General features: G+C 66.3%; 16 protein-coding genes and 1 riboswitch. Of the genes, 7 read left to right on the top strand and 9 right to left on the bottom strand.

Annotated features, from left to right (window positions below; genetic code table 11):
* Nucleotides 1-242: 242 nt before the first annotated feature.
* Complete coding sequence (locus ABGX75_RS03960; protein ID WP_347410943.1) at nucleotides 243-1154, top strand: oxygenase MpaB family protein; 912 nt, start codon at nucleotides 243-245, stop codon at nucleotides 1152-1154.
* On the opposite strand, the gene ABGX75_RS03955 is transcribed toward ABGX75_RS03960, so the two are convergent.
* The gene (locus tag ABGX75_RS03955; RefSeq protein WP_347410944.1) at nucleotides 1108-1425 is read right to left on the bottom strand and encodes a hypothetical protein; all 318 of its coding nucleotides are present in this window, start codon (nucleotides 1423-1425) and stop codon (nucleotides 1108-1110) included. The two genes, ABGX75_RS03960 and ABGX75_RS03955, sit on opposite strands and share 47 nt — an antisense overlap.
* Before the next feature lie 132 nt (nucleotides 1426-1557).
* On the opposite strand from ABGX75_RS03955, the gene ABGX75_RS03950 reads away from it, so the two are divergent.
* From ABGX75_RS03950 to ABGX75_RS03940, 3 genes are read left to right on the top strand one after another with little or no spacing between them, the layout of a single operon-like run.
* On the top strand, nucleotides 1558-3237 hold the full coding sequence (locus tag ABGX75_RS03950) for a VRR-NUC domain-containing protein (protein ID WP_347410945.1): 1680 nt from the start codon (nucleotides 1558-1560) through the stop codon (nucleotides 3235-3237).
* Nucleotides 3234-5555 carry an ATP-dependent DNA helicase gene (locus tag ABGX75_RS03945; protein ID WP_347410946.1) on the top strand — a complete coding sequence of 774 codons (2322 nt, stop codon included), beginning with the start codon at nucleotides 3234-3236 and terminating at the stop codon, nucleotides 5553-5555. Before ABGX75_RS03950 ends, ABGX75_RS03945 begins: the two co-directional genes overlap by 4 nt.
* A gap of 27 nt (nucleotides 5556-5582) precedes the next feature.
* Nucleotides 5583-6602, top strand: a complete 1020-nt coding sequence (locus ABGX75_RS03940; RefSeq protein ID WP_011506798.1) for a sodium:calcium antiporter — start codon at nucleotides 5583-5585, stop codon at nucleotides 6600-6602.
* Nucleotides 6603-6623: 21 nt separating this feature from the next.
* Here ABGX75_RS03940 and ABGX75_RS03935 read toward each other — a convergent pair whose 3' ends face one another.
* The 7 genes from ABGX75_RS03935 to ABGX75_RS03905 all read right to left on the bottom strand — a co-directional run bounded on the left by ABGX75_RS03935 (nucleotide 6624) and on the right by ABGX75_RS03905 (nucleotide 14539).
* The gene (locus ABGX75_RS03935) at nucleotides 6624-7700 is read right to left on the bottom strand and encodes a PA0069 family radical SAM protein (RefSeq protein ID WP_110061922.1); all 1077 of its coding nucleotides are present in this window, start codon (nucleotides 7698-7700) and stop codon (nucleotides 6624-6626) included.
* A gap of 90 nt (nucleotides 7701-7790) precedes the next feature.
* Nucleotides 7791-8099 (bottom strand): winged helix-turn-helix domain-containing protein, encoded by a 309-nt coding sequence (locus tag ABGX75_RS03930; RefSeq protein ID WP_110061923.1) that lies wholly within the window; start codon nucleotides 8097-8099, stop codon nucleotides 7791-7793.
* An 89-nt stretch (nucleotides 8100-8188) separates the two neighbouring features.
* Nucleotides 8189-10030 (bottom strand): TonB-dependent receptor, encoded by a 1842-nt coding sequence (locus ABGX75_RS03925; RefSeq protein WP_181396303.1) that lies wholly within the window; start codon nucleotides 10028-10030, stop codon nucleotides 8189-8191.
* A 120-nt stretch (nucleotides 10031-10150) separates the two neighbouring features.
* A riboswitch (cobalamin riboswitch) is annotated at nucleotides 10151-10382 on the bottom strand.
* 75 nt (nucleotides 10383-10457) lie between these two features.
* The gene (locus ABGX75_RS03920; RefSeq protein ID WP_224114715.1) at nucleotides 10458-11702 is read right to left on the bottom strand and encodes a NupC/NupG family nucleoside CNT transporter; all 1245 of its coding nucleotides are present in this window, start codon (nucleotides 11700-11702) and stop codon (nucleotides 10458-10460) included.
* Between the two features lie 189 nt (nucleotides 11703-11891).
* On the bottom strand, nucleotides 11892-12743 hold the full coding sequence (locus tag ABGX75_RS03915; RefSeq protein WP_347410947.1) for an OmpA family protein: 852 nt from the start codon (nucleotides 12741-12743) through the stop codon (nucleotides 11892-11894).
* Nucleotides 12740-13570 (bottom strand): MotA/TolQ/ExbB proton channel family protein, encoded by an 831-nt coding sequence (locus tag ABGX75_RS03910; protein ID WP_035410089.1) that lies wholly within the window; start codon nucleotides 13568-13570, stop codon nucleotides 12740-12742. Before ABGX75_RS03910 ends, ABGX75_RS03915 begins: the two co-directional genes overlap by 4 nt.
* Nucleotides 13571-13702: 132 nt before the next feature.
* Nucleotides 13703-14539 (bottom strand): glycerophosphoryl diester phosphodiesterase, encoded by an 837-nt coding sequence (locus ABGX75_RS03905; protein WP_279585948.1) that lies wholly within the window; start codon nucleotides 14537-14539, stop codon nucleotides 13703-13705.
* Between the two features lie 326 nt (nucleotides 14540-14865).
* Here ABGX75_RS03905 and ABGX75_RS03900 point away from each other — a divergent pair, with 326 nt between their 5' ends.
* From ABGX75_RS03900 to ABGX75_RS03890, 3 genes are all read left to right on the top strand, one after another.
* A complete protein-coding gene (locus ABGX75_RS03900; protein ID WP_035410087.1) occupies nucleotides 14866-15438 on the top strand; it encodes a hypothetical protein in 573 nt (190 codons plus the stop codon).
* Between the two features lie 136 nt (nucleotides 15439-15574).
* A complete protein-coding gene (locus tag ABGX75_RS03895; protein ID WP_011506807.1) occupies nucleotides 15575-16552 on the top strand; it encodes an NADPH:quinone reductase in 978 nt (325 codons plus the stop codon).
* Between the two features lie 50 nt (nucleotides 16553-16602).
* Nucleotides 16603-16947, top strand: coding sequence for a septal ring lytic transglycosylase RlpA family protein (locus ABGX75_RS03890; protein WP_156961506.1), 345 nt, complete (start codon nucleotides 16603-16605; stop codon nucleotides 16945-16947).
* Between the two features lie 53 nt (nucleotides 16948-17000).
* On the opposite strand, the gene ABGX75_RS03885 is transcribed toward ABGX75_RS03890, so the two are convergent.
* Nucleotides 17001-19448, bottom strand: a complete 2448-nt coding sequence (locus ABGX75_RS03885; RefSeq protein ID WP_347410948.1) for an acyl-CoA dehydrogenase — start codon at nucleotides 19446-19448, stop codon at nucleotides 17001-17003.
* Nucleotides 19449-19517: the final 69 nt, after the last annotated feature.

Below are 19517 nucleotides of genomic sequence, written 5' to 3'. Positions count from 1 at the left end.
TGTCTGTAACGGAAATTTGGGTAGCAGGCCGACCTCGCTTTGCCATGATACCTCCAGCAGCACAGCGGAATTCAGTATCAGGATAGACTATATTTTTGATACTTACTTGCGGAACACCACACTAGGCACTGTCTGAAAAGTCGACGGCGATGCCGACGGTTCGGATGCGATCTCCTGGTCGCATGCCCTATATCATGCCGAGGCGTGTCGGAAGACACCGCGAGGGGGATCGGGAGGATGCGATGGAAGCGATAAGGCGGCGCATCGAGCGTCAGATCATGGGCGTGACCGGCATGGCCCTGGGCGACATCGATTACGACCGGCCGCCGGGGGACCCGGGACTGTTCGGGCCGCAGAGCGTCTGCTGGCGGGTACACAGCGATTTCACCTCGATGCTGTGCGGAGGAATCGGTGCCCTGATGCTGCAGATGCTGCATCCGCTGGCTCTGGCGGGGGTCTGGGACCATTCCAGCTTTCGCGATGACATGCTCGGCCGTCTACGCCGCACCAGCCAGTTCATCGCCGCCACCACCTTCGCGTCCACCGTGGATGCCGAGCGTCTCATCGAGCGGGTGCGGCGCATTCATGACGAAGTGGTGGGCGTCGCGCCCGACGGCCGTCCTTACGCCGCCAACGACCCGGCCTTGCTGACGTGGGTGCATGTCGCCGAGGTCAGTCGCTTTCTCGCCGCGCATCTGCGTTATCGCAACCCCGACCTGAGCCTTGCCGACCAGGACCGCTACTACGCCGAAGTGGCGAGGGTCGCCGAAGCGCTGGGCGCACGTGATGTCCCGCGCTGCCGCGACGAGGTGGCGGACTATCTCGACGCGATGCGCCCATGTCTGTGCTACGACGCGCGCACCGCCGAGGTATTCCGGCTCTTGCTGCACGCCGAGGCACCGCAGCCCATGCTGCGCCCGGTGGTGGCGATGACCATGCGCGCCGGGATCGATCTGCTGCCCGTCTGGGCGGCCGAGATGGCCGGCCGCGACATGCCGAGCTGGCAACGTCGCAGCGTGCGCGCAGGCGTTCGCCGACTGGTGCCGGTGCTGCGCTGGTCGGTCCGCAATGGCGCGTCGCAGCGCGCGCGGCGTCGCGTGGCTGCGGCTACGACGTCGGAGGCTGGGTCACCGCCGGTGGATGGCCGTACTTGACCTCGAATTGCTCGGTCATTTCCTGGCAGCGCTGCTCGGTGGTACGCCGTTCGCGGGCGTCGAGGGTGTCGCTGGCCAGGCGTTGCCAGCACTGCGCGATGCCATGCTCCTCGCGGGCCTCGTCCTCGGCGGTGCCGCCCTGGCTGATGAAATAGATCAGGATGGCATAGACCAGCACGATGAAGGCCAGACCCGCGACGATCAGGCCCAGGCAACCCGGTTTGCTGGCGCGTCGCGATGTCGCGTCGCGCGAAGAGGAAGCGTCTTTCACGATGGGCTCTTTCGTCCGTTGCATGCGTGACGGCAGTATATCAAAGCCTGGCCCGGGGAGCGGGGCGGCGCGATGTCGCGTGTCACGCGGACAGGCTTGGGGCGCCATGACGAGGATTGCTATGATGGCGACATGACAGCCATGCCTCTCCCGCCGCGTCCCGCGTCGAGCGACGATCCGCTCTATTATCTGCACAACTTCCGCAGTGCCCTGCGCTGGGTGAGGGCGTGCTACGAGGATCTTCTCGACGCCGACGAGCGGACGTTCATGTCGCATTTCGACGCCCTGCCCGAACCGGCCCAGGCGCTGTGGGTGCGCATGGTCATGCGCAAGGGCGAGCTCTTCCGCGACGATCGCCTCGACTACGCGGAAATCGGTACGCTCGACCCCGCCGTGGCTCCCTTGATGGCGCTGGGGTGGCTGGAGTGCGATCCCGTGCTGCCGGTGTCGGAGGTGCTGGGGATGTTGACCAAGGCCGAGGTCGGGCGTCACCTGGGCGCCTGCCTGAAGGCGCATGGCCTCAAGCGCGGCGACCGCAAGACGGACATGCAGGCGACCCTGGCGGCCGCCGACATCGGCGAAGCCCCATTCTCGGCGTGGTGTCCCGAGGCCGCGTTTCGCGTATGGCGCATGACACGGATGCCCTTGTGCGATCGGTTGCGACTGATGTTCTTCGGCAACCTGCGCCAAGGCTGGAGCGAGTTCGTGCTGGCTGATCTCGGTGTGCGTCGCTTCGAGCGGGTGGCACTGACACCGGCATCGCGTGCCTTTCCGCGTCGCGAGGATATCGATACCTACCTGCGCATTCACGACTGCCGCGAACGTTTCGATGGCGGCGAGTCGGTCGCGGCTCTGGTCGAGGCGCTGCCGGCACCGGTGGCCGACAACCCCTGGCTGGAAACGCGTCGCGGCAAGCTGCTGTTCCTGCTGGCCCAGGCCCGAGAGCGGGAAGGCGACCTGGACAAGGCGGCGCGGCTCTACGCGCAGAGCTGCCATCCCGGTGCACGGGGACGTCGCTTGCGCATGCTCGAACGCCAGGCGCGGCACGAGGAGGCCTTGGCGTTGGCGCGCGAGGCCGAGGCGGCGCCGGAAAGCGAGGCGGAGCGCCAGCAGCTCGACCGCCTGCTTCCGCGCCTGCATCGCCGCCTCTCGTTGCCGTTGCCGACGGCGCTGTCCGTGACCGCGCCCACGCACCTCGAGTTGACGCTGCCCCGTGCGACCTCGGTGGAAGCGGCCGTGGCACAACGCCTATCGTCCCCCGAATCGCCGGTGCATTACGTCGAGAATACCTTGATCAACGCCTTGTTCGGTCTGCTCTGCTGGGAGGCGATCTTCGCGCCGATTCCCGGTGCCTTCTTTCATCCCTTCCAGAGCGCGCCAGCCGACCTGTTGCGGCCGGAGTTCGCCGCACGCCGGGATGCGCTCTTCGCGCGTTGCCTGGCACGGCTCGACGTCGCCGAGGGCGAACAGGGCTACCGCGCGGTGATTCGGCGCACCTACCGCGACAAGCAGGGGCTCGAGTCGCCCTTCGTGCACTGGGAGGCATTGAGCGAGACCTTGCTCGAACTGGCGCTGGCGTGCCTGCCCGCGGCGCACCTGCGCCTCTGGTTCGAGCGCCTGCTGCGCGACGTGCGCGCCAATCGGGCGGGCATGCCGGACTTGATACAGTTTCATCCTGCCCAGCAACGCTACCGCATGATCGAGGTCAAGGGCCCCGGGGATCGCCTGCAGGACAATCAGCGCCGCTGGCTGGCATTCTGCGCGCGGCACGCCATGCCGGTGGATGTCTGCTATGTGACCTGGGCGTCATGACCACGGCGGCGGACTACACCGTGGCGGTACGCGCCTTGTGCGACTTCACGGCCAAGCGCGGCGACCTCGACCTGCGTTTCACGCCCTCGCCCAGCGCAGAAGAGGGCATCGAAGGACATGCGCGAGTCGCCGCGCGACGCGAGGCGCACTATCAGCGCGAAATTGCCTTGAGCGGCCTTTACCGGAGCGCGTCGGGGCATCGATTGCGCGTGCGGGGGCGTGCCGACGGGTACGATCCGCGGCGCCAGCGTCTCGAGGAAATCAAGACGCATCGCGGCGACCTGGCGCGTCAGCCGGAGAACCACCGGCATCTGCACTGGGCGCAATTGCTTCTTTATGGCTGGCTGCTGTGCGAGGCGCACGAGCTCGAGACGCTCGAACTGGCATTGGTGTATTTCGACGTCGCCCGCCAGGTCGAGACGCCGCTCGTCCAGCGCATGAGCCGCGCCGCGCTGTACGATGTCTTCGTGACCCACTGCGAGGCGTTTCTCGACTGGGCGTTGCGTGAAACGGCGCATCGCGAGGCACGCGATCGGGCCCTCGAGACCTTGCGCTTTCCGTTCGCGGACTGGCAAGGCGAGCAACGCGCACTGGCCGAAAACGTCTACAAGGCGGCCAGCACCGGGCGTTGCCTGCTGGCCCAGGCGCCCACCGGGACCGGCAAGACCCTGGGCACGCTCTTTCCGATGCTCAAGGCCATGCCCCGGCAACGGCTCGATGGCCTGTGCTATCTCGCCGCCAAGACGCCCGGCCGCCAACTGGCGCTGGATGCGCTGGCACCGCTTGTCGCGCCGACACCGCTGCGTGTGCTGGAACTCACCGCCCGCGACAAGGCATGCGAGCATCCCGACCGCGCCTGTCACGGCGAGTCCTGTCCGCTGGCGGCGGGGTTTTTCGACAAGCTGCCCGCCGCGCGTCGCGCGGTGATCGAGCACGGCTGGTGGGATCGTTCGCGCCTGCGCGAGATCGCGCTGTCCCATGACGTGTGCCCGTATTATCTGGGCCAGGAAATGGCGCGCTGGAGCGATGTGAGCGTCGCCGACTATCACTACTATTTCGACACCGGCGGCCTGCTGCATGCCTTGTCCCAGGCCAATGACTGGCGCCTTGGCGTGCTCGTCGACGAGGCGCACAACCTGGTCGAGCGTGCGCGCGACATGTACAGCGCCACGCTCGATCAGGGAGATCTGCGTGCCCTGATACGCGAGAAGCCCGCCGGCGTCACCGCCGCGCTCAAGCAGCTCAATCGCGAATGGAATGCACTGGGGCGCGAGTGCGAGGCCGAGCACTGCCCGTTGCCCGAGATCCCCGGCGACTGGCTGTCGGCGCTCCATCGGCTGATCGGCACCATCGGCCAGGTGGCGAGCGAACCGCCCTACACGCTGTCGCCGACCTTGCAGCGTTTTTACTTCGATGCCTTGAAGATGGCTCGCATCGCCGAGCGCTTCGACCGGCATTTCGTCTGTGACATCACCCTGCGCCAGGGCGCACGCGGCCTGCGTCATGCGCGCTTGAGCCTGCGCAATCTCGTGCCGGCGCCGATGCTGGCACCTCGCTTCGCGGCAGCCCATGCCAGCGTGCTGTTCTCGGCCACTCTGACGCCGTCGCGCTATCAGCGCGACTTGCTCGGGCTGCCCGGGGACAGCGTGTGGCAGGAAGTGGATTCGCCCTTCGCCAGCGATCAGCTCGAGGTGCGCATCGCGCGACACATCTCGACCCGGTTTCACGAGCGTCAGGCCTCGTTGACGCCCATTGCGGCGTTGATCGCCGAGACCTATGCCCGTCGCCCGGGCAATTATCTGGCCTTTTTCAGCAGCTTCGCCTACCTGGAGGACGTGGTGGCGCAACTGCGCGAACATCATCCCGAAGTGCCGCACTGGCAGCAGTCGCGCGGCATGGATGAAGCGGCGCGGCACGCGTTTCTGGCGCGTTTCACGCCTCACGGGCAGGGCGTGGGGTTCGCGGTATTGGGTGGGGCCTTCGGCGAGGGAATCGACCTGCCCGGCGAGCGGCTGGTCGGTGCCTTCATCGCCACGCTGGGACTGCCGCAGGTCAATCCCGTCAACGAGCAGCGGCGCCGCTTCATGCAGACGATGTTCGGCGCCGGCTATGACTACGCCTATCTCTATCCCGGCATCCAGAAGGTGATCCAGGCCGCCGGGCGTGTCATTCGCGGGCGCGAGGATCGAGGCACGATCCACTTGATCGATGATCGCTTCGACCAGCCACGGGTGCGGGCCTTGTTGCCGCGCTGGTGGCGGATAACGTCGAGCGTTGACGAGGGCAATAGCCAGCCGCGCCAGGCTCCGCTAGGGTAGGGCGCAAATGTCTCAGGGAAGAGTGATATGAGCTTGACACTTAGCGTGGCGCTATTCGCGGGATGCGCGCTGATCATCGGACTGGTCGGGACGCGCTTGACCGGCGTGGTGGACACGCTCGCCGACCGCACCGGAATGGGCGAGGCGATCGCCGGGGCCGTGCTGATGGGCATGGCGACCTCGCTGTCCGGCATCGTGCTGTCGGTCACGGCGGCCTGGAAGGGGCAACCCGAGTTGGCGATGAGCAACGCCGTGGGCGGGATCGCCGTCCAGACGCTGTTCCTCACCGTCGCCGATGTGGCGCTGCGGCGCATCAACCTCGAGCATGCGGCGGCGTCCATCGGCAATCTTGCCCAGGGCACGCTGCTGATGTGCCTGCTCGGCCTGTTGCTGGTGGCCAGTTTCTCGCCGGAATGGACCTTGTGGAGCATTCATCCCGTTACGCCGATCCTGCTGCTGGGGTACGTGTACGGGTTGCGCATCATCGACGAGGTTCGCAGCGAGCCGATGTGGATGCCCCGGCGCACGCGCGAAACCCGCGAGGATACGCCGGATGACGAGGCCAGGCGCCATTCGTTGACGCGACTATGGGGCGCGTTCGTGGTCCTGGCCTTGCTGCTGGGCATCTCCGGCTGGGTGATGGAAAAAGCGGCCACGACCCTGGCGGCGGAAACGGGCATGAGCCAGACCGCCGTGGGGGTGTTGCTGACCTCGGTCGCGACGTCGTTGCCCGAGTTGGTGACCGCCGTGGCCGCCGTGAAGCGTGGCGCGCTGACCCTGGCGGTGGGCGGCATCATCGGCGGCAACGCCTTCGATACCCTGTTTGCCGCCGCCTCGGACGTCGCCTACCGTGATGGCTCGATCTATCATGCGGTCTCCGACCAGACCCTGCTCTGGATCGCGCTCTCGGTCTTGATGACGGCCGTCCTGCTGCTGGGGCTGGTGCGTCGCGAGAAGCACGGTCCGGCACGCATCGGCTTCGAGAGCGTGGCCCTGGTACTGCTGTACGGGGCGGGCGTGGCGATGGTCTTCCAGGATGCCTCCTGAGCATGCCTTGCGGCGATCCGCTCAGTCGAACAAGTCGCCCTGGGCATGCGGGGCGCGAAACGCGCTGGTGTCGAGTCCCATCTCGGTACGGCTCCCGATGCCCAGGCGCCGGCAGGTCGTGCGAAAGCGCTGTGCCAGAAGCTGGGCGAACACTCCCTCGCCGCGCATGCGATGACCGAAGCGGGCATCGTAGTCCTCGCCGCCGCGGCATTGACGAATCAGGCTCATGACCTTGGCCGCCCGCAGCGGATAATGCTCCTGGAGCCAGGCCTCGAACAGCGGGGCCACTTCATGCGGCAGGCGCAGCAGCATCCAGGCGGCGGTACGGGCGCCGGCCTGGTGGGCGGCTTCCAGCAGTGATTCCAGCTCGTGGTCGGTGAGTCCCGGGATCACGGGCGAGATCAGTGCGCCCACGGGGACGCCCGCTGCATCGAGCTCGCGCATGATTTTCAGGCGCGTGCGCGGCGACGCGGTTCTGGGCTCCAGAGTGCGTTTCAGATCGTCGTCGAGACTGGTCAGGCTGACGAAGACGCGCACCAGGCGGTGCTCGGCCATTTCGGCGAGCAAGGCCTTGTCGCGCAGAATCAAGGCACTCTTGGTCACCAGCGTGACCGGGTGGCGGGTGTCCAGCAGCAGTTCCAGCAGCGCGCGCGTCGTGCCGCGCTCCGCTTCCAGCGGCTGGTAGCAGTCGGTGTTGCCCGACAGGTTGATCGGCCGACAGACATAGCCCGGCTTGTCCAGTTCGTCACGCAGCCGTTCGACCATCCCGGTTCGCGCGATCAGCCTGGTTTCGAAGTCGAGCCCCGGTGACATGTCCCAGTAGGCATGGCTGGGTCGTGCGAAACAATAGATGCAGCCGTGCTCGCAGCCGCGATAGGGGTTCAGCGAGCGGTCGAAGGACAGATCCGGCGAGTGGTTCCAGGAGAGCGCGCTTTTCGCCGGCTCGTCGCGGACTTCCGTCGCCAGCCGGGTCGGTGCGTCTTCCTGCCACCAGCCGTCGTCGACGGCATCGCTGGTCGTGGGCGAAAACCGATTGTGCGGATCGAAGGTCGCGCCACGCCCCTTGCGGGCGCGCGAGCGGTCACTGGGCGTCGTCATGGTCGGGTTATCTATACTGTATTTATAGCCAGTATAGGCGTCTGGCCTGTACGTTCAAGCCGCTGGTGGCATGCGACGCTCCGGATATCGTTATCCGCGCGGCGGGTAGCCCAGGGCTTCGCGCAAGCGCTCGGCGTGCGCGGCGACCCAGGCGGGGTCGATGGGCCCCCAGTCGCGGATGACGTAACGGCCGATATGATGCCTGGCGCCGGGTTGCTGTTCGAATTCGCAGTGGATGTCCAGCTCGACCAGAGCGTTGACGGTGTCCTGGGCGGTGCGACGCGGCATGCCGGTGGCTTCGATCAGCGCCGGGACACTGGCCGTGCCGTCGGCGATCAGATGCGCGACGTACAGGCGACGATAGAAACTGCTCTGGGTCTTGCTGAGTGCCATGGGCATGCTCCGGAAGGGGACGTGAGGCGGATAGCATAACGCCCCACCCCGGAAAGGGGCAGGGCGCATGCATTGCACCGCGTGGAAGGACGCAGTCAGAAGCGCAGCGTCACGCCGCCTTCCACGTAGCGATCCTGGGTGTTGTAGCCGTCGATCAGCTGGTATTCCTTGTCGAAGGCGTTCTCGACCTTGGCCGAGAGTTCGATCATCGACGTGACCTGCCAGGCGGTGCGCAGATCGACCACGCCGTAGCCGGCCACCGTGGTATCCCCGTAGGTGACGAAGTCGCTGTCATGGCGATCGCCTGCCGCGCGCAGGGTGGCGCCGAACGTCCAGTCGGCCACGGCGTAATCGGCATCCAGGCGGCCGAAGGTACGGGCACGACGCTGCAGGCGCTCGCCGGTCTGCCGGTCCTCGGGGTTCTGGTGGGTGAGGCTGGCGTTGAGCGTCAGGCCGCCTGACTGCCAGCCGCCGCTGAGCTCGACCCCGCGAATGCGGGCTTCGTCGACGTTGTAGGGAATGGAGGTCATGGGATCGTAGCCGATCAGGTCGTCGATACGGTTATCGAAGACGGTGACACGCCCCTGCCAGCCATCACGCTCGTAGGCCCAGAACGCTTCGAGGTTCTCGGCGGTTTCCGCATCGAGATCCGGGTTGGTGCCGTAGGGGCCGTAGAGATCGATCAGGTTGGGCGCCTTGTAGGCCGTGGAGACGCTGGCGCCGAGTCGCTGATAGGGCGTGAGGCGGTAGGCATAGCCGAGGCTGCCGGTGGTCTCGTCGCCGAACAGGGAATCGTCGTCATGGCGCAGGGACCCGCTCACCTCATGGGCACCGTAGGTGCGCTGCATCATGGCGTAGATCCCGATGTTTTCACGGCTGTCCCTGACGTAGTCGCCGGCATAGGGGCTGGCGGAGTCGAAGTCGACACTGTCGTGGCGATAATCGATGCCCAGCACGTCCACGCCGTTGTCGCGGGTGAAGCGGTGCTGAAGTCCGACCTCATCGCGATGACTCTCGATCAGGCTCTGGCGTTCCCCCGCGTAGCGCTCTTCACGCTGTTCGTCGAAATGGCCGGCGGTGATCGACATCTGCCAGTCCGGCTGGAGCTGGACATCGAGCTGGCCGCCGAAGGACTGCAGATAGCCTTTGGTGACACAGTCTTGTGTCGGGGTGAAAGCACCGGCTGGGTAGCAGTTGTCGTATTCGCCCTCGAAGTTCTGCCGCAGGGCATTGACGCTCACCTCGACGTCGTCGTTGAAGCGATGCGACAGCCCCAGTTGCGCGCCTGCACGCTCGAAACCGTCGCGCTCGCCGCTGTCGTCCGCCTGGGTGGCGTTGAAGCCGTCCCCGTCGCGGTGAAAGAGCGAGGCGTTCAGGCGGGTGTCGTCGTCGCCGGTGGCGACCCAGGCGCTCTGGCGTTGGGTGCTGTCGCTGCCCGCGCTTGCCTTGAGCCCGCCTTGCGTGCCGGTGGCCGCGCCACGCCGGGTGAAGACCTGGATGACACCGCCGATGGCATCGGCGCCATAGGCGGCGGCCCGCGGTCCACGCACGATCTCGATGCGCTCGATGGCCTCGAGCGGCAGCATCTCCAGGCTGGCGCCGCCGCTGGTGGCCGAGTTGATGCGCACGCCGTCGACCAGCACCAGGCTGTGGTCGGATTCGGTGCCGCGCATGAACAGGCTGGAGAGCGTCCCCGGCGGGCCGCTCTGGGCGATTTCGATGCCCGCACGGCCTTGCAGCAGGTCGATGATCGAGCCGGCCTGGCTGCGCTCGATGTCATCGCGGTCGATGACGGTGGTGCTGGCCAGGACATCGCTCTGCGACTGGGGAAGCCGGTTGGCGGTGACCTGGAGATCGGATAGTCGTTGATCGCCCTGCGCCTGTGCGCCGCCCGCCACGACAAGGGCGAGCCACAGCAGGTTCTTTTTATGCAACATGGAAAAACGCCCCATCAGCGTAAGAAACGAGTTACGCGATGAGGAGGACAGAAGGTGACGCCGCCGCGTCGCCTGGACGGCGTGAATGCAACGGTCGCCACTGGCGAAGCCCTCCGCATCAGCCAGTGCTGAGACGCAGGCCGGTCTCCGGACTGACGCGCTGGCGGTCGGCCATGCCGACGCCGGACAGAAACGCCTTCCCGCGTTCATCGGCGACATGTTGCCGCGACGAGAGGCAGTGGCGGCCGCTTGCGATCGGGCAGCGGCGGTTTCTGTCGACACGCGATTACCGTTGCGGGGGCAGTACGGGATTCTCACCCGTTTCCCGAGCACCTGGGTCTCGACGGACGGGGATTCTGCTTGGCGGTGCCGGGCAAGTCAAACGCCGGCCGCGTCGGGCGCGACCGGCGGGTGCGTGAGCGGCGATTCAGAGCGAGAGGAACAGCCCTGCCAGGGCGGCACTCATCAGATTGGAGAGCGTGCCGGCGGCAACCGCCTTGAGCCCCATCCTGGCGATGTCGCTGCGCCGGTTGGGCGCCATCATGCCGAGTCCCCCCATGAGAATGGCGATGGACGAGAGATTGGCGAAACCGCACAGGGCGAAGATCACGATCGCCTTGGAATGGGCGCTCAGCGCCTGGGGATCGGCCGCGAGATTGGCGAAGGCGACGAACTCGTTGAGCACCAGCTTCTGGCCGAGGAAACTGCCGGCTTGAATGGCTTCCGTCCAGGGCACGCCGATCAAGAACGCCAGCGGTGCGAACAGGTAGCCGAGCAGCAGTTCGAGGGTCAGTTCCGGATAGCCGAACCAGCCGCCAATGCCGCCGATGATCTGGTTGCCCAGCGCGATCAGCGCGATGAACGCGAGCAGCATGCCGCCGACGTTGATGGCCAGTTGCACGCCGGAAGCCGCGCCGTTGGCCGCGGCTTCGATGACGTTGGCGGGCGCCTGTTCGTCTTCGCCGTCGATGACCTCTTCCAGGTCGGCTGCCTGACGCTCGGTTTCCGGCACCAGCATCTTGGCCATCAACAACCCTCCGGGCGCCGCCATGAACGAGGCGGCCAGCAGGTACTCGAGGGAGATGCCCATGGCGGCGTAACCGCCCAGCACGCTGCCGGCGACCGAGGCCAGACCACCGACCATCACCGCGAACAGCTCGGAGCGCGTCATGCGCGACAGGAAGGGGCGCACGGCCATCGGAGCCTCGGTCTGGCCGACGAAGATATTGGCCGCGGCGGAGAGCGACTCGGTGCGCGAGGTGCCCAGCAGCTTGCGCAACGCGCCACCGATCAGCTTGATGACCCAGCGCATGATGCCCAGGTAATACAGCACGGCGACCAGCGAGGAAAAGAACACGATGATCGGCAAGACGCGCAGGGCGAAGACGAAACCGCCATCGCCGAAGACCTCGAACATGGTATCGCTGACCAGCCCGCCGAAGACGAAGTCCATGCCTGCCTGGGCACTGTCGATGACGGATTGCACGCCGTGCGTCAGGCCCAGCAGCACGCTGTGACCGAAGGGGATGTACAACACGAACAGGCCCAGGCCGGCTTGAATGGCGAGGGCGCCGCCGACGGTGCGCAAGCGAATGGCGCGCCGGTTCTCGGATAGGGCGAAGGCGATCAGTAGGACGGCGATCACGCCGACAAGCCCCATGAGGGTTTGCATCGAAGGCTCCTGAATGCTGGGTTTGAGGGACGGACGAGTGCGGCCGTGACAGCAAGGTCGGCGCTCGGCGGCAAGCGCTTCGGGGGGCGGCGCGCATGGGTCGGTCCTGCCGACCTGACCCAAGGGTGCGTACTTTAACAGCATCGAGACGCCGCGCGAACGTCATGCGGGCGCGGCGCCTCGACGGGCTTACGGCGCGTCGGACGGCTCGGGTTCGTGCAGGACCAGCTCGACGCGGCGGTTGGCGGCACGTCCCTCGGCGCTGTCGTTGCTCTGCAGGGGACGGGTATCGGCGTAACCGACGGCACGCAGCACCTCGCTGTCGAGGCCTTCGCCGACCAGGAAGCGCAGGACGGCCGTGGCGCGTGCGGTGGAAAGCTCCCAGTTGGAGGGGAAGCGATCCGTGGCGATGGGGCGGCTGTCGGTATGCCCCTCGATGGTGATCTCGCCATCGAAGGCGCGCAACGAATCCAGCAATTGACGCAACACCGCACGGCCCTCGTCGGTGAGGTCGGCCTGACTGCTCGAGAACAGCAAGTGATTCTCGATGCGGAAATTCAGCCCCTGGGCGCTCTGCGTCACCACGACACCGTCGATGAAGGGCTTGAGCGTGTTCGGCAGGCGCCGCACGCCGGCCGGTTCGCGCGCGGCGGCCTTGGCGTTCTCGACCAGGGCCTCGGCCGGGGCCGGGTTGACCATGATCATGCGTGGCGGGCGCGGCGGCATCGGCGGTGGTGTGTAGAACGTCGTGTCACGCGGCGGCACGTAGCGCTTGTCCGAGCGTGGCGGCACGTAGAAGGTCGGTGACCAGGCACTCGCCTGCAAGGTGGGCACACCCAGCACCGGGAACGCGAGTGCCTCTTCGGCGGCACTGTCGTCGTTGCCGGTCAAGGCCAGCAACAGCACGAACAGCGTGATCAGCAGCGTGAGCATGTCGAGATAGCTCATCAGCCAGCCGCCCCCCTCGTCGTTCGAGGCGTGCACGGGCGCGAGCAGGGTGTCGCCGGCGTCGATGGCGTAGCGATGACTCGCTCGGCTCATGCCACCGTTTCCTCCTGCTTGCGGGCATCGGCGTCGGGCGCGTCGGTGCGCGGTGTCGGCCCGCGAATCTCGTCTTGATGCTCGGCCATGAAGGAGTGGAGCGTGTCTTCGATGAACGAGGGCAGACGCCGCTTGGCGACCAGCATGACCCCTTCCATGACCATGTGCATCTCGATGAGACGTTCCTCGGTGCGGCGCTCGAGCTTCACGGCGATGGGCTTGAACAGCAGGTTGGCGAGCAGGATGCCGTAGAACGTCGACATCAGGGCTACCGCCAGGCGCGGGCCGATGACCGTCAGGTCGCCGCCGTTGATGACTTCGAGCATGTTGATCAGCCCGATGAGGGTGCCGAGCATGCCGAAGGCCGGCGCATAGGTCGCCATGGTGCGAAAGATCTGCGATTCCGCGTACTCCCGCGCCCGCATGCGCGCGATGCGCCAGCGCAGGACGTCATGAATCTCGTCGTCCTGGGTGTTGGCGATGACCAGCGAGATGCCGGTACGCAGGAATGGATTGCGCGTGTCCTCGAGCTCGGCCTCGATGGCGCGGATGTTGCCACGGAACCAGTGGCGCGCCATGGAGACCAGCGTCTGGATGTCCTCGTCGATGCGGCTGTTCTCGCGCCGAAAGACCAGCCCCACCAGACGGGTGACGCGGACCACCTCGCGCATGGGGTAGCTGATGAAGGTCGCGGCGAGCGTGCCGGTGATGACGATGGCAAGCCCCGGGAAGTTGAAGAAGCTGCTGGGCGTTTGCGCGGTGAAGAGCACGACGGTGGCAAGCAGCAATACGCTGGCGGCGATGCCGATCAGGGTCGACGGGTTCATGGGCATTGTCCGGTGCACGAGCGGCATGAAAGCGGTAAAGCGATTTGGCCAAAGGCCTCCATGACGCATGATACGCGCGCCTCGCGCGACCAAAGCGTGCATTTGCCGTGCGCTTTGCGCGCTTTTCAGCGACTAGACGATGCCAAGGTTCTCCGCCGAGGCGAACAGGGTAGGATCGTCGCTGATCACGGCATCGACGCCCCATTCCCAGCACGGCAGGAAAGTGGCGGGGTCGTTGGCGGTGTAGCACAGCAATTGCAGGCCGGCCTCGTGAACGGCGGCGACGGCGCCGGGCTTCAGTTTGCGCCAGTCGAGATGCACGCTACTGGCGAGCAGGGCCTCGGCATCCGCTAGCCAGCCCCTTGGCAACCTGTCGTACAGCAGCCCCAGCCGCAGACGGTGCGGATCGGCTTCCTGGCGCCGTGCGCTGCGCAAGGCGTTACGGTCGAACGAGGAGACCAGCAGCCGCGAGGGGGGGAGCGCGGCCAGGGCGCGGGGAATGACCGTCTCGGCGAGGGCGGCGGGATCGTGCTTGTAGCTGATCTTGAGCTCGAGGTTGAGCCCCATGTCGCAGGCCGCGAGCAGCGCCAGCATGTCATCGAGCGTGGCCATGCGTTCGTCACGGAAATCGGGATTGAACCAGCTGCCCACGTCCAGTTGCCGTGCGCGTTCGATATCGAGACGCCGCAATTTGCCACGTCCGTTGGAACAGCGCCGCACGCCGGCATCGTGCCAGATGACCGGCGTGCCGTCGCCGAGCAGTTGCACATCGAGTTCCACCCAGCGACAGCCGGCCGCATGGGCCGCACGCACCGCCGCCAGGGTGTTTTCCGGCGCCCGTGCGGAAAGGCCGCGGTGGGCGATGGCACGTGGCAGCTCGAGTGACGGGCCGTGTATCGCGGCGCGGGGCGTTTCGTATTGCACGGTGGCCCGGGAGCGGGGCGTGGCATCGGGAACGGGAACTGACATGTCGGAACTGACCTCGCGAATGGCCGATGGACGTCGCCGAGCGGGTACGAAGTGCCAATGTTATCTACGCCTTGCGTACCATGCCCGATCACCGCGTCCCGTGCACGATCGGCGCGGCATCGAAACGACAGCATAGCATCGCAGCGCACGGTGCTGGACAGGCCGTCTGTGCGGGCATCTTCCTGCTCAGTCTAGGTCGTCTTCTTGACATCCGGATGACCATGACACGATGAGAGGACACAGGGGGGTATGGTAGTCTGCGCACTTTCCATCCCCGCCCCTGGCGCTTGTGCCGGCAGGTGGCGCCCCGACTGGCGGAGCAATCGATGAAAGTCATTCATGTCAAGAATCCAGAGAGTCGCGAAGCGTGTCTCGCCCGGCTTTGCGCCAACGTGTACGGCCAGGACGCCGGTTTGACGCCGCTGGTGACCTTCACCGGGATTTCGGGCGTGCTGTTCGAGCAGGACGCGGCGCGTCTGTTCGCGCTGGCGGACGACCGACAGCGGATCCTCGCCATGATGCTGCTGGTCTCGGATATCGAAGGTCAGGGCATGGAAGTGACGCTGCTGTCGGCGCCCGAGGACGGGGGCGATGACACGCACGTAAAGCAGCTGGTCCGGGAGATGGCCATGCGGGCTCCGCTGCGTGTGCATGCCAACGACGCCACGAGCGAGGCCTTCTTTCGCGATTGCGGCATCGCGCATTGGTTGGACATGCCGGACGGCGTGCGCCTGGGGTTGAGCTCGGAGCACGAGAAGGTCGAGCCCGCTGACCTCACGCAGCCGCTGCGTTTTAACGCCCAGGCCATCGTGCAGACCTTCAAGCGTGAACCCGAGACCTTCGAGGCGTACAAGGCGCGCTTCCTGGCGGGGCTGGAGCGCTTCGACGGGCAAGTGTGACATCGCGGGCACGTGGCGGCGGTCGGCATGGCCGGCCGGTCCATTGGGCGAAGGTCGTCGTCTGGATGACTTGACCCGGCGCACGTTCGGCGCTTGGATGAAGGCCTGAACCCGTTAGCTTCATAAGGAATCATGCATGGCCAAGCGTATCCAATTCGCACGCACCGGTGGCCCCGAGGTACTGGAGTACGTCGACGTGACGCCCGCCGAACCCGGCCCGGGCGAGGTTCGCGTTCGCAATCACGCGGTGGGGCTGAATTTCATCGATATCTATTTCCGTACCGGCCTCTACCCGGCGCCCAGCTTGCCTTCCGGGCTGGGCACCGAAGGGGCCGGTGAGATCGACGCCGTGGGCGAGGGTGTCACCATGTTCGCGCCGGGCGATCGCGTCGCCTACGCCCAGGGCCCGCTCGGCGCCTATGCCGAGCAGCATGTATTGCCGGCGGAGAAGGTCGTCGCCTTGCCCGACGCCATCGATTACGAGACGGCCGCTGCCGCCATGCTCAAGGGGCTGACGGTGCAGTACCTGCTGCGCCAGACGTATCGGGTCAAGGAAGGCGAGACGATCCTCTTTCATGCGGCGGCGGGCGGCGTCGGCTCGATCGCCTGCCAATGGGCCAAGGCACTCGGCGTCAAGCTGATCGGCACCGTGGGGTCGCCGGAAAAGGCCGAGCTGGCCAAGCGCAATGGCGCCTGGGCCACCATCGACTATACCCGCGAGAACGTCGTCGAGCGCGTTCGCGAGCTGACCGGCGGTGAAATGGTGCCGGTGGTCTACGATTCGGTGGGCAAGGACACTTGGGAAACCTCGCTGGACTGTCTCCAGAAACGCGGCCTGATGGTGAGCTTCGGCAATGCGTCCGGTCCGGTCGAGGGCGTCAACATCGGCATCCTCAATCAGAAGGGCGCCTTGTTCGTGACGCGCCCCAGCCTCAACGGTTACGCCGACACGCGTGAACGTTTCGAGGCCATGGCCGCGGAACTCTTCGAGGTGATCGCCAGCGGCCAGGTCACCATCGATGTCGCCAACCGCTATCCGCTGCGCGATGCGGCCAAGGCACAGGAAGCGCTGGCGGGACGTCAGACGACCGGCTCGACGGTATTGCTACCCTGATGTGGCGTCGTATATCTCGGCTGATGGCGGTCGTGAGCGGGACGGTTGCCGTGGTGGCGTTGGCGGGATGCGCCACCGATGGTGACGCAACGTCCGCCGGTGCGACCTCAGAGCGCGGTCAGGCCAGCTATTATCATGATCGCTATCAGGGCCAGCGCACGGCCAGCGGCGAGCCATACGATGCCCAGGCATTGACCGCCGCGCATCGACGGTTGCCGTTCGATACCCGTGTGCGTGTTGCCAACTTGGATAACGGCCGGCAAGTGACGGTACGCATCAACGACCGAGGTCCCTTTACCGAGGGTCGAGTCATCGACCTTTCGCGCCGTGCAGCCGAGCGTCTTGGCATGATCAAGGCCGGCACGGCGCCGGTACGCGTGACGCCGTTGCGGTAAGAGCCATCCCGCGCGACCGTGCCTCATCGAGGTGCGGTCGCGCGCCCTTCATGCTATGTCGTGTGCCAGACCACACGGTCCTTGTCGGTGGCGAAGGCGTCGAAGGCGAAGTCGTCGACGCTGAGCATGTCCAGTACCTCGCGCTCGAAGCGCCGCATGAAGATGGCGTCGTCTTCTTCGATCAGGCCGGCCTCCCAGGCCGCCTCGACACGCTGTTCGGGATGCAGGGCCTCGGCGGGCAGTTCTCCCTGGCTGTAGGCCTTGGCAATGCGCCGGTAGAGCGGTTCGGCACGTTCGCTGTCGGCGAGCAGGGCATTGTAGCGAGCCAGCGGATTGTCGCGTTGGCCGGCTTCCTGGGTGTTCCAGGTATCGGCGGTCAACTTGTGGCGCAAGGCGCTGTCGGTGGAAATGGCCCGTGCGATGTCGCGGGTGAACCGGTCCTGTGGCTTGTGCCAGCGACGCCCCAGCGGTAGCGCGACGGCGGAGAGCGTCATCGCCAGCGCGCGGTTGGGCAGGTTGTCGAAGAGTTCCGTGAAGGCCTGTTCGGCACGATAGAGCAGGGTGCGGCAGCTGTAATGCATCAATGCTGCTTCGTGCTCGACGCTCTCCGACTCGTGCCATTGCTTGATCAGCATCGAGGCCAGATACAAGTTCGAGAGCACGTCGCCCAGGCGCGCCGAGAGCATTTCCCGTTTCTTCAGCCCCGAGCCGAGGCTGGCCATGGCGGCATCGGCGCACAGCCCGAATGCCGACGCCAGGCGCGAGACTTCCTGGGCGTAAGGCGCGGCGACCTCGTCGAAGGGGACCCTGGACTTGCCGATTCCCAGGCCTTGCGTGAAGGCCCGTGCGGCATTGCCGAACACCATGCCTGCGTGTCCGAAAATGGCCTTGTCGAAAGCGGCGAGATCATTGTCGTCCTTGGCGGCCAGCTCATCGAGTACATAGGGATGGCAGCGTATCGCCCCCTGGCCGAAGATCATCAGGTTGCGGGTCATGATGTTGGCGCCTTCCACGGTGATCGAGACCGGGTTGGCGGAGTAGGCGATGCCCAGATAGTTGCGCGGACCCAGCGTCACCGTGCGGCCGCCGTGCACGTCCATGGCGTCGGCCAGCATGCTGCGCTGGAATTCGGTCAACTGGCTCTTGAGAATCGCCGAGGGAACCGCCGGCTTGACGCCATGATCGATGGTATTGGCGGTCTGCATGACGGCCGCCTGGGCGATGTAGGCGTGGGCGGCGATGCGTGCCAGGGGCTCCTGCACGCCTTCCATGTCGGCGACGGGGAGGTTGAACTGGCGGCGGATACGGGTGAAGCCGCCGGCCCAGCCCACGGCATAGCGGCCGATGCCCGAGGCCCCGGAAGGCAGGGTGATGCAGCGTCCCACGGAGAGGCATTCGACGAGCATGCGCCAGCCCTGACCCGCCATGTCGGGCCCGCCGATGATCCACTCCAGGGGGATGAACACGTCCTTGCCGCGAATCGGCCCGTTCATGAAGGGGCTGCCGATGGGATGATGGCGGCGGCCGATGTCCATGCCCGGGGTGTCGCGCGGAATCAGCGCGCAGGTGATGCCGAGGTCCGAGGTATCGCCGAGCAGGCCGTCGGGGTCGAACATGCGAAACGCCAGACCCACCACGGTGGCGATGGGAGCCAGGGTGATCCAGCGCTTCTCGAAGGTGAGCTTGAGCCCCAGGATCTCCTGGCCATTGTGCTGGCCCCGGCAGACGATACCGACATCCGGCAGCGAGGTGGCGTCGCTTCCCGCCCGAGGCCCGGTCAGCCCGAAGCAGGGAATCTCGCGGCCGTCCGCCAGGCGCGGCAGGTAATGATTCTTCTGTTCCTCGGTCCCGTACTTGAGCAACAGCTCGCCCGGCCCCAGCGAATTGGGTACGCCCACCGTGACCATCAGCGTCTCGTTGACCGCCAGCTTCTGCAGCACGGCCGACTGGGCCTTGGCGGAGAATTCCAGCCCGCCGTAACGCTTGGGAATGATCATGCCGAAGAATCCCTCGCGCTTGAGGTATTCCCACAGCTCGGGGGGCAGGTCGGCGCGCTCGCGGGCGATCTCCCAGGCGTTGCACATGCCGGCGGCCACCGAGCACTGGTGATCGACGAAGGCACGTTCTTCCTCGCTCAGGCCGGCGTTGCGAAAGTCCAGCAGACGTTGCCACTGCGGACGGCCCGAGAACAACTCGCCATCCCAGGCCACGCTACCGGCTTCCAGCGCGGTGCGCTCGGTTTCCGAGACCTTGGGGGCGGCCTTGTCGAACGCGGCGAACAGCCGCGGGGTCAGCCAGCGGCGACGTAGCGTGGGCAATCCGCATGCCGCGACGGCGGCGGCGCCCAGCCACAGCAGGATGCCGACCGTCACCGCGCCGAAGACGACGCCGATGAGGCCGAGGACCGCCAGCACCCCGAGCGCCGGCAAGGCGCCCGCCTCGCGACGCATGACCCACACGAGGCCTGCCAGTGCCACGATGATGAGCAGTAGTTCCAACATGCGGACTCTCCCTGAATGAATTCTAACGAGCGTTTGAATTCAGCCTAGCGCACTCATCGCGTCGCGACT

The organism is Chromohalobacter sp., assembly GCF_039830575.1.
In the GTDB taxonomy this organism is placed as follows: domain Bacteria; phylum Pseudomonadota; class Gammaproteobacteria; order Pseudomonadales; family Halomonadaceae; genus Chromohalobacter; species Chromohalobacter israelensis.
The sequence above is the reverse complement of the archived record's forward strand: the minus strand, read 5'-3'. Positions and strand labels throughout refer to the sequence as shown.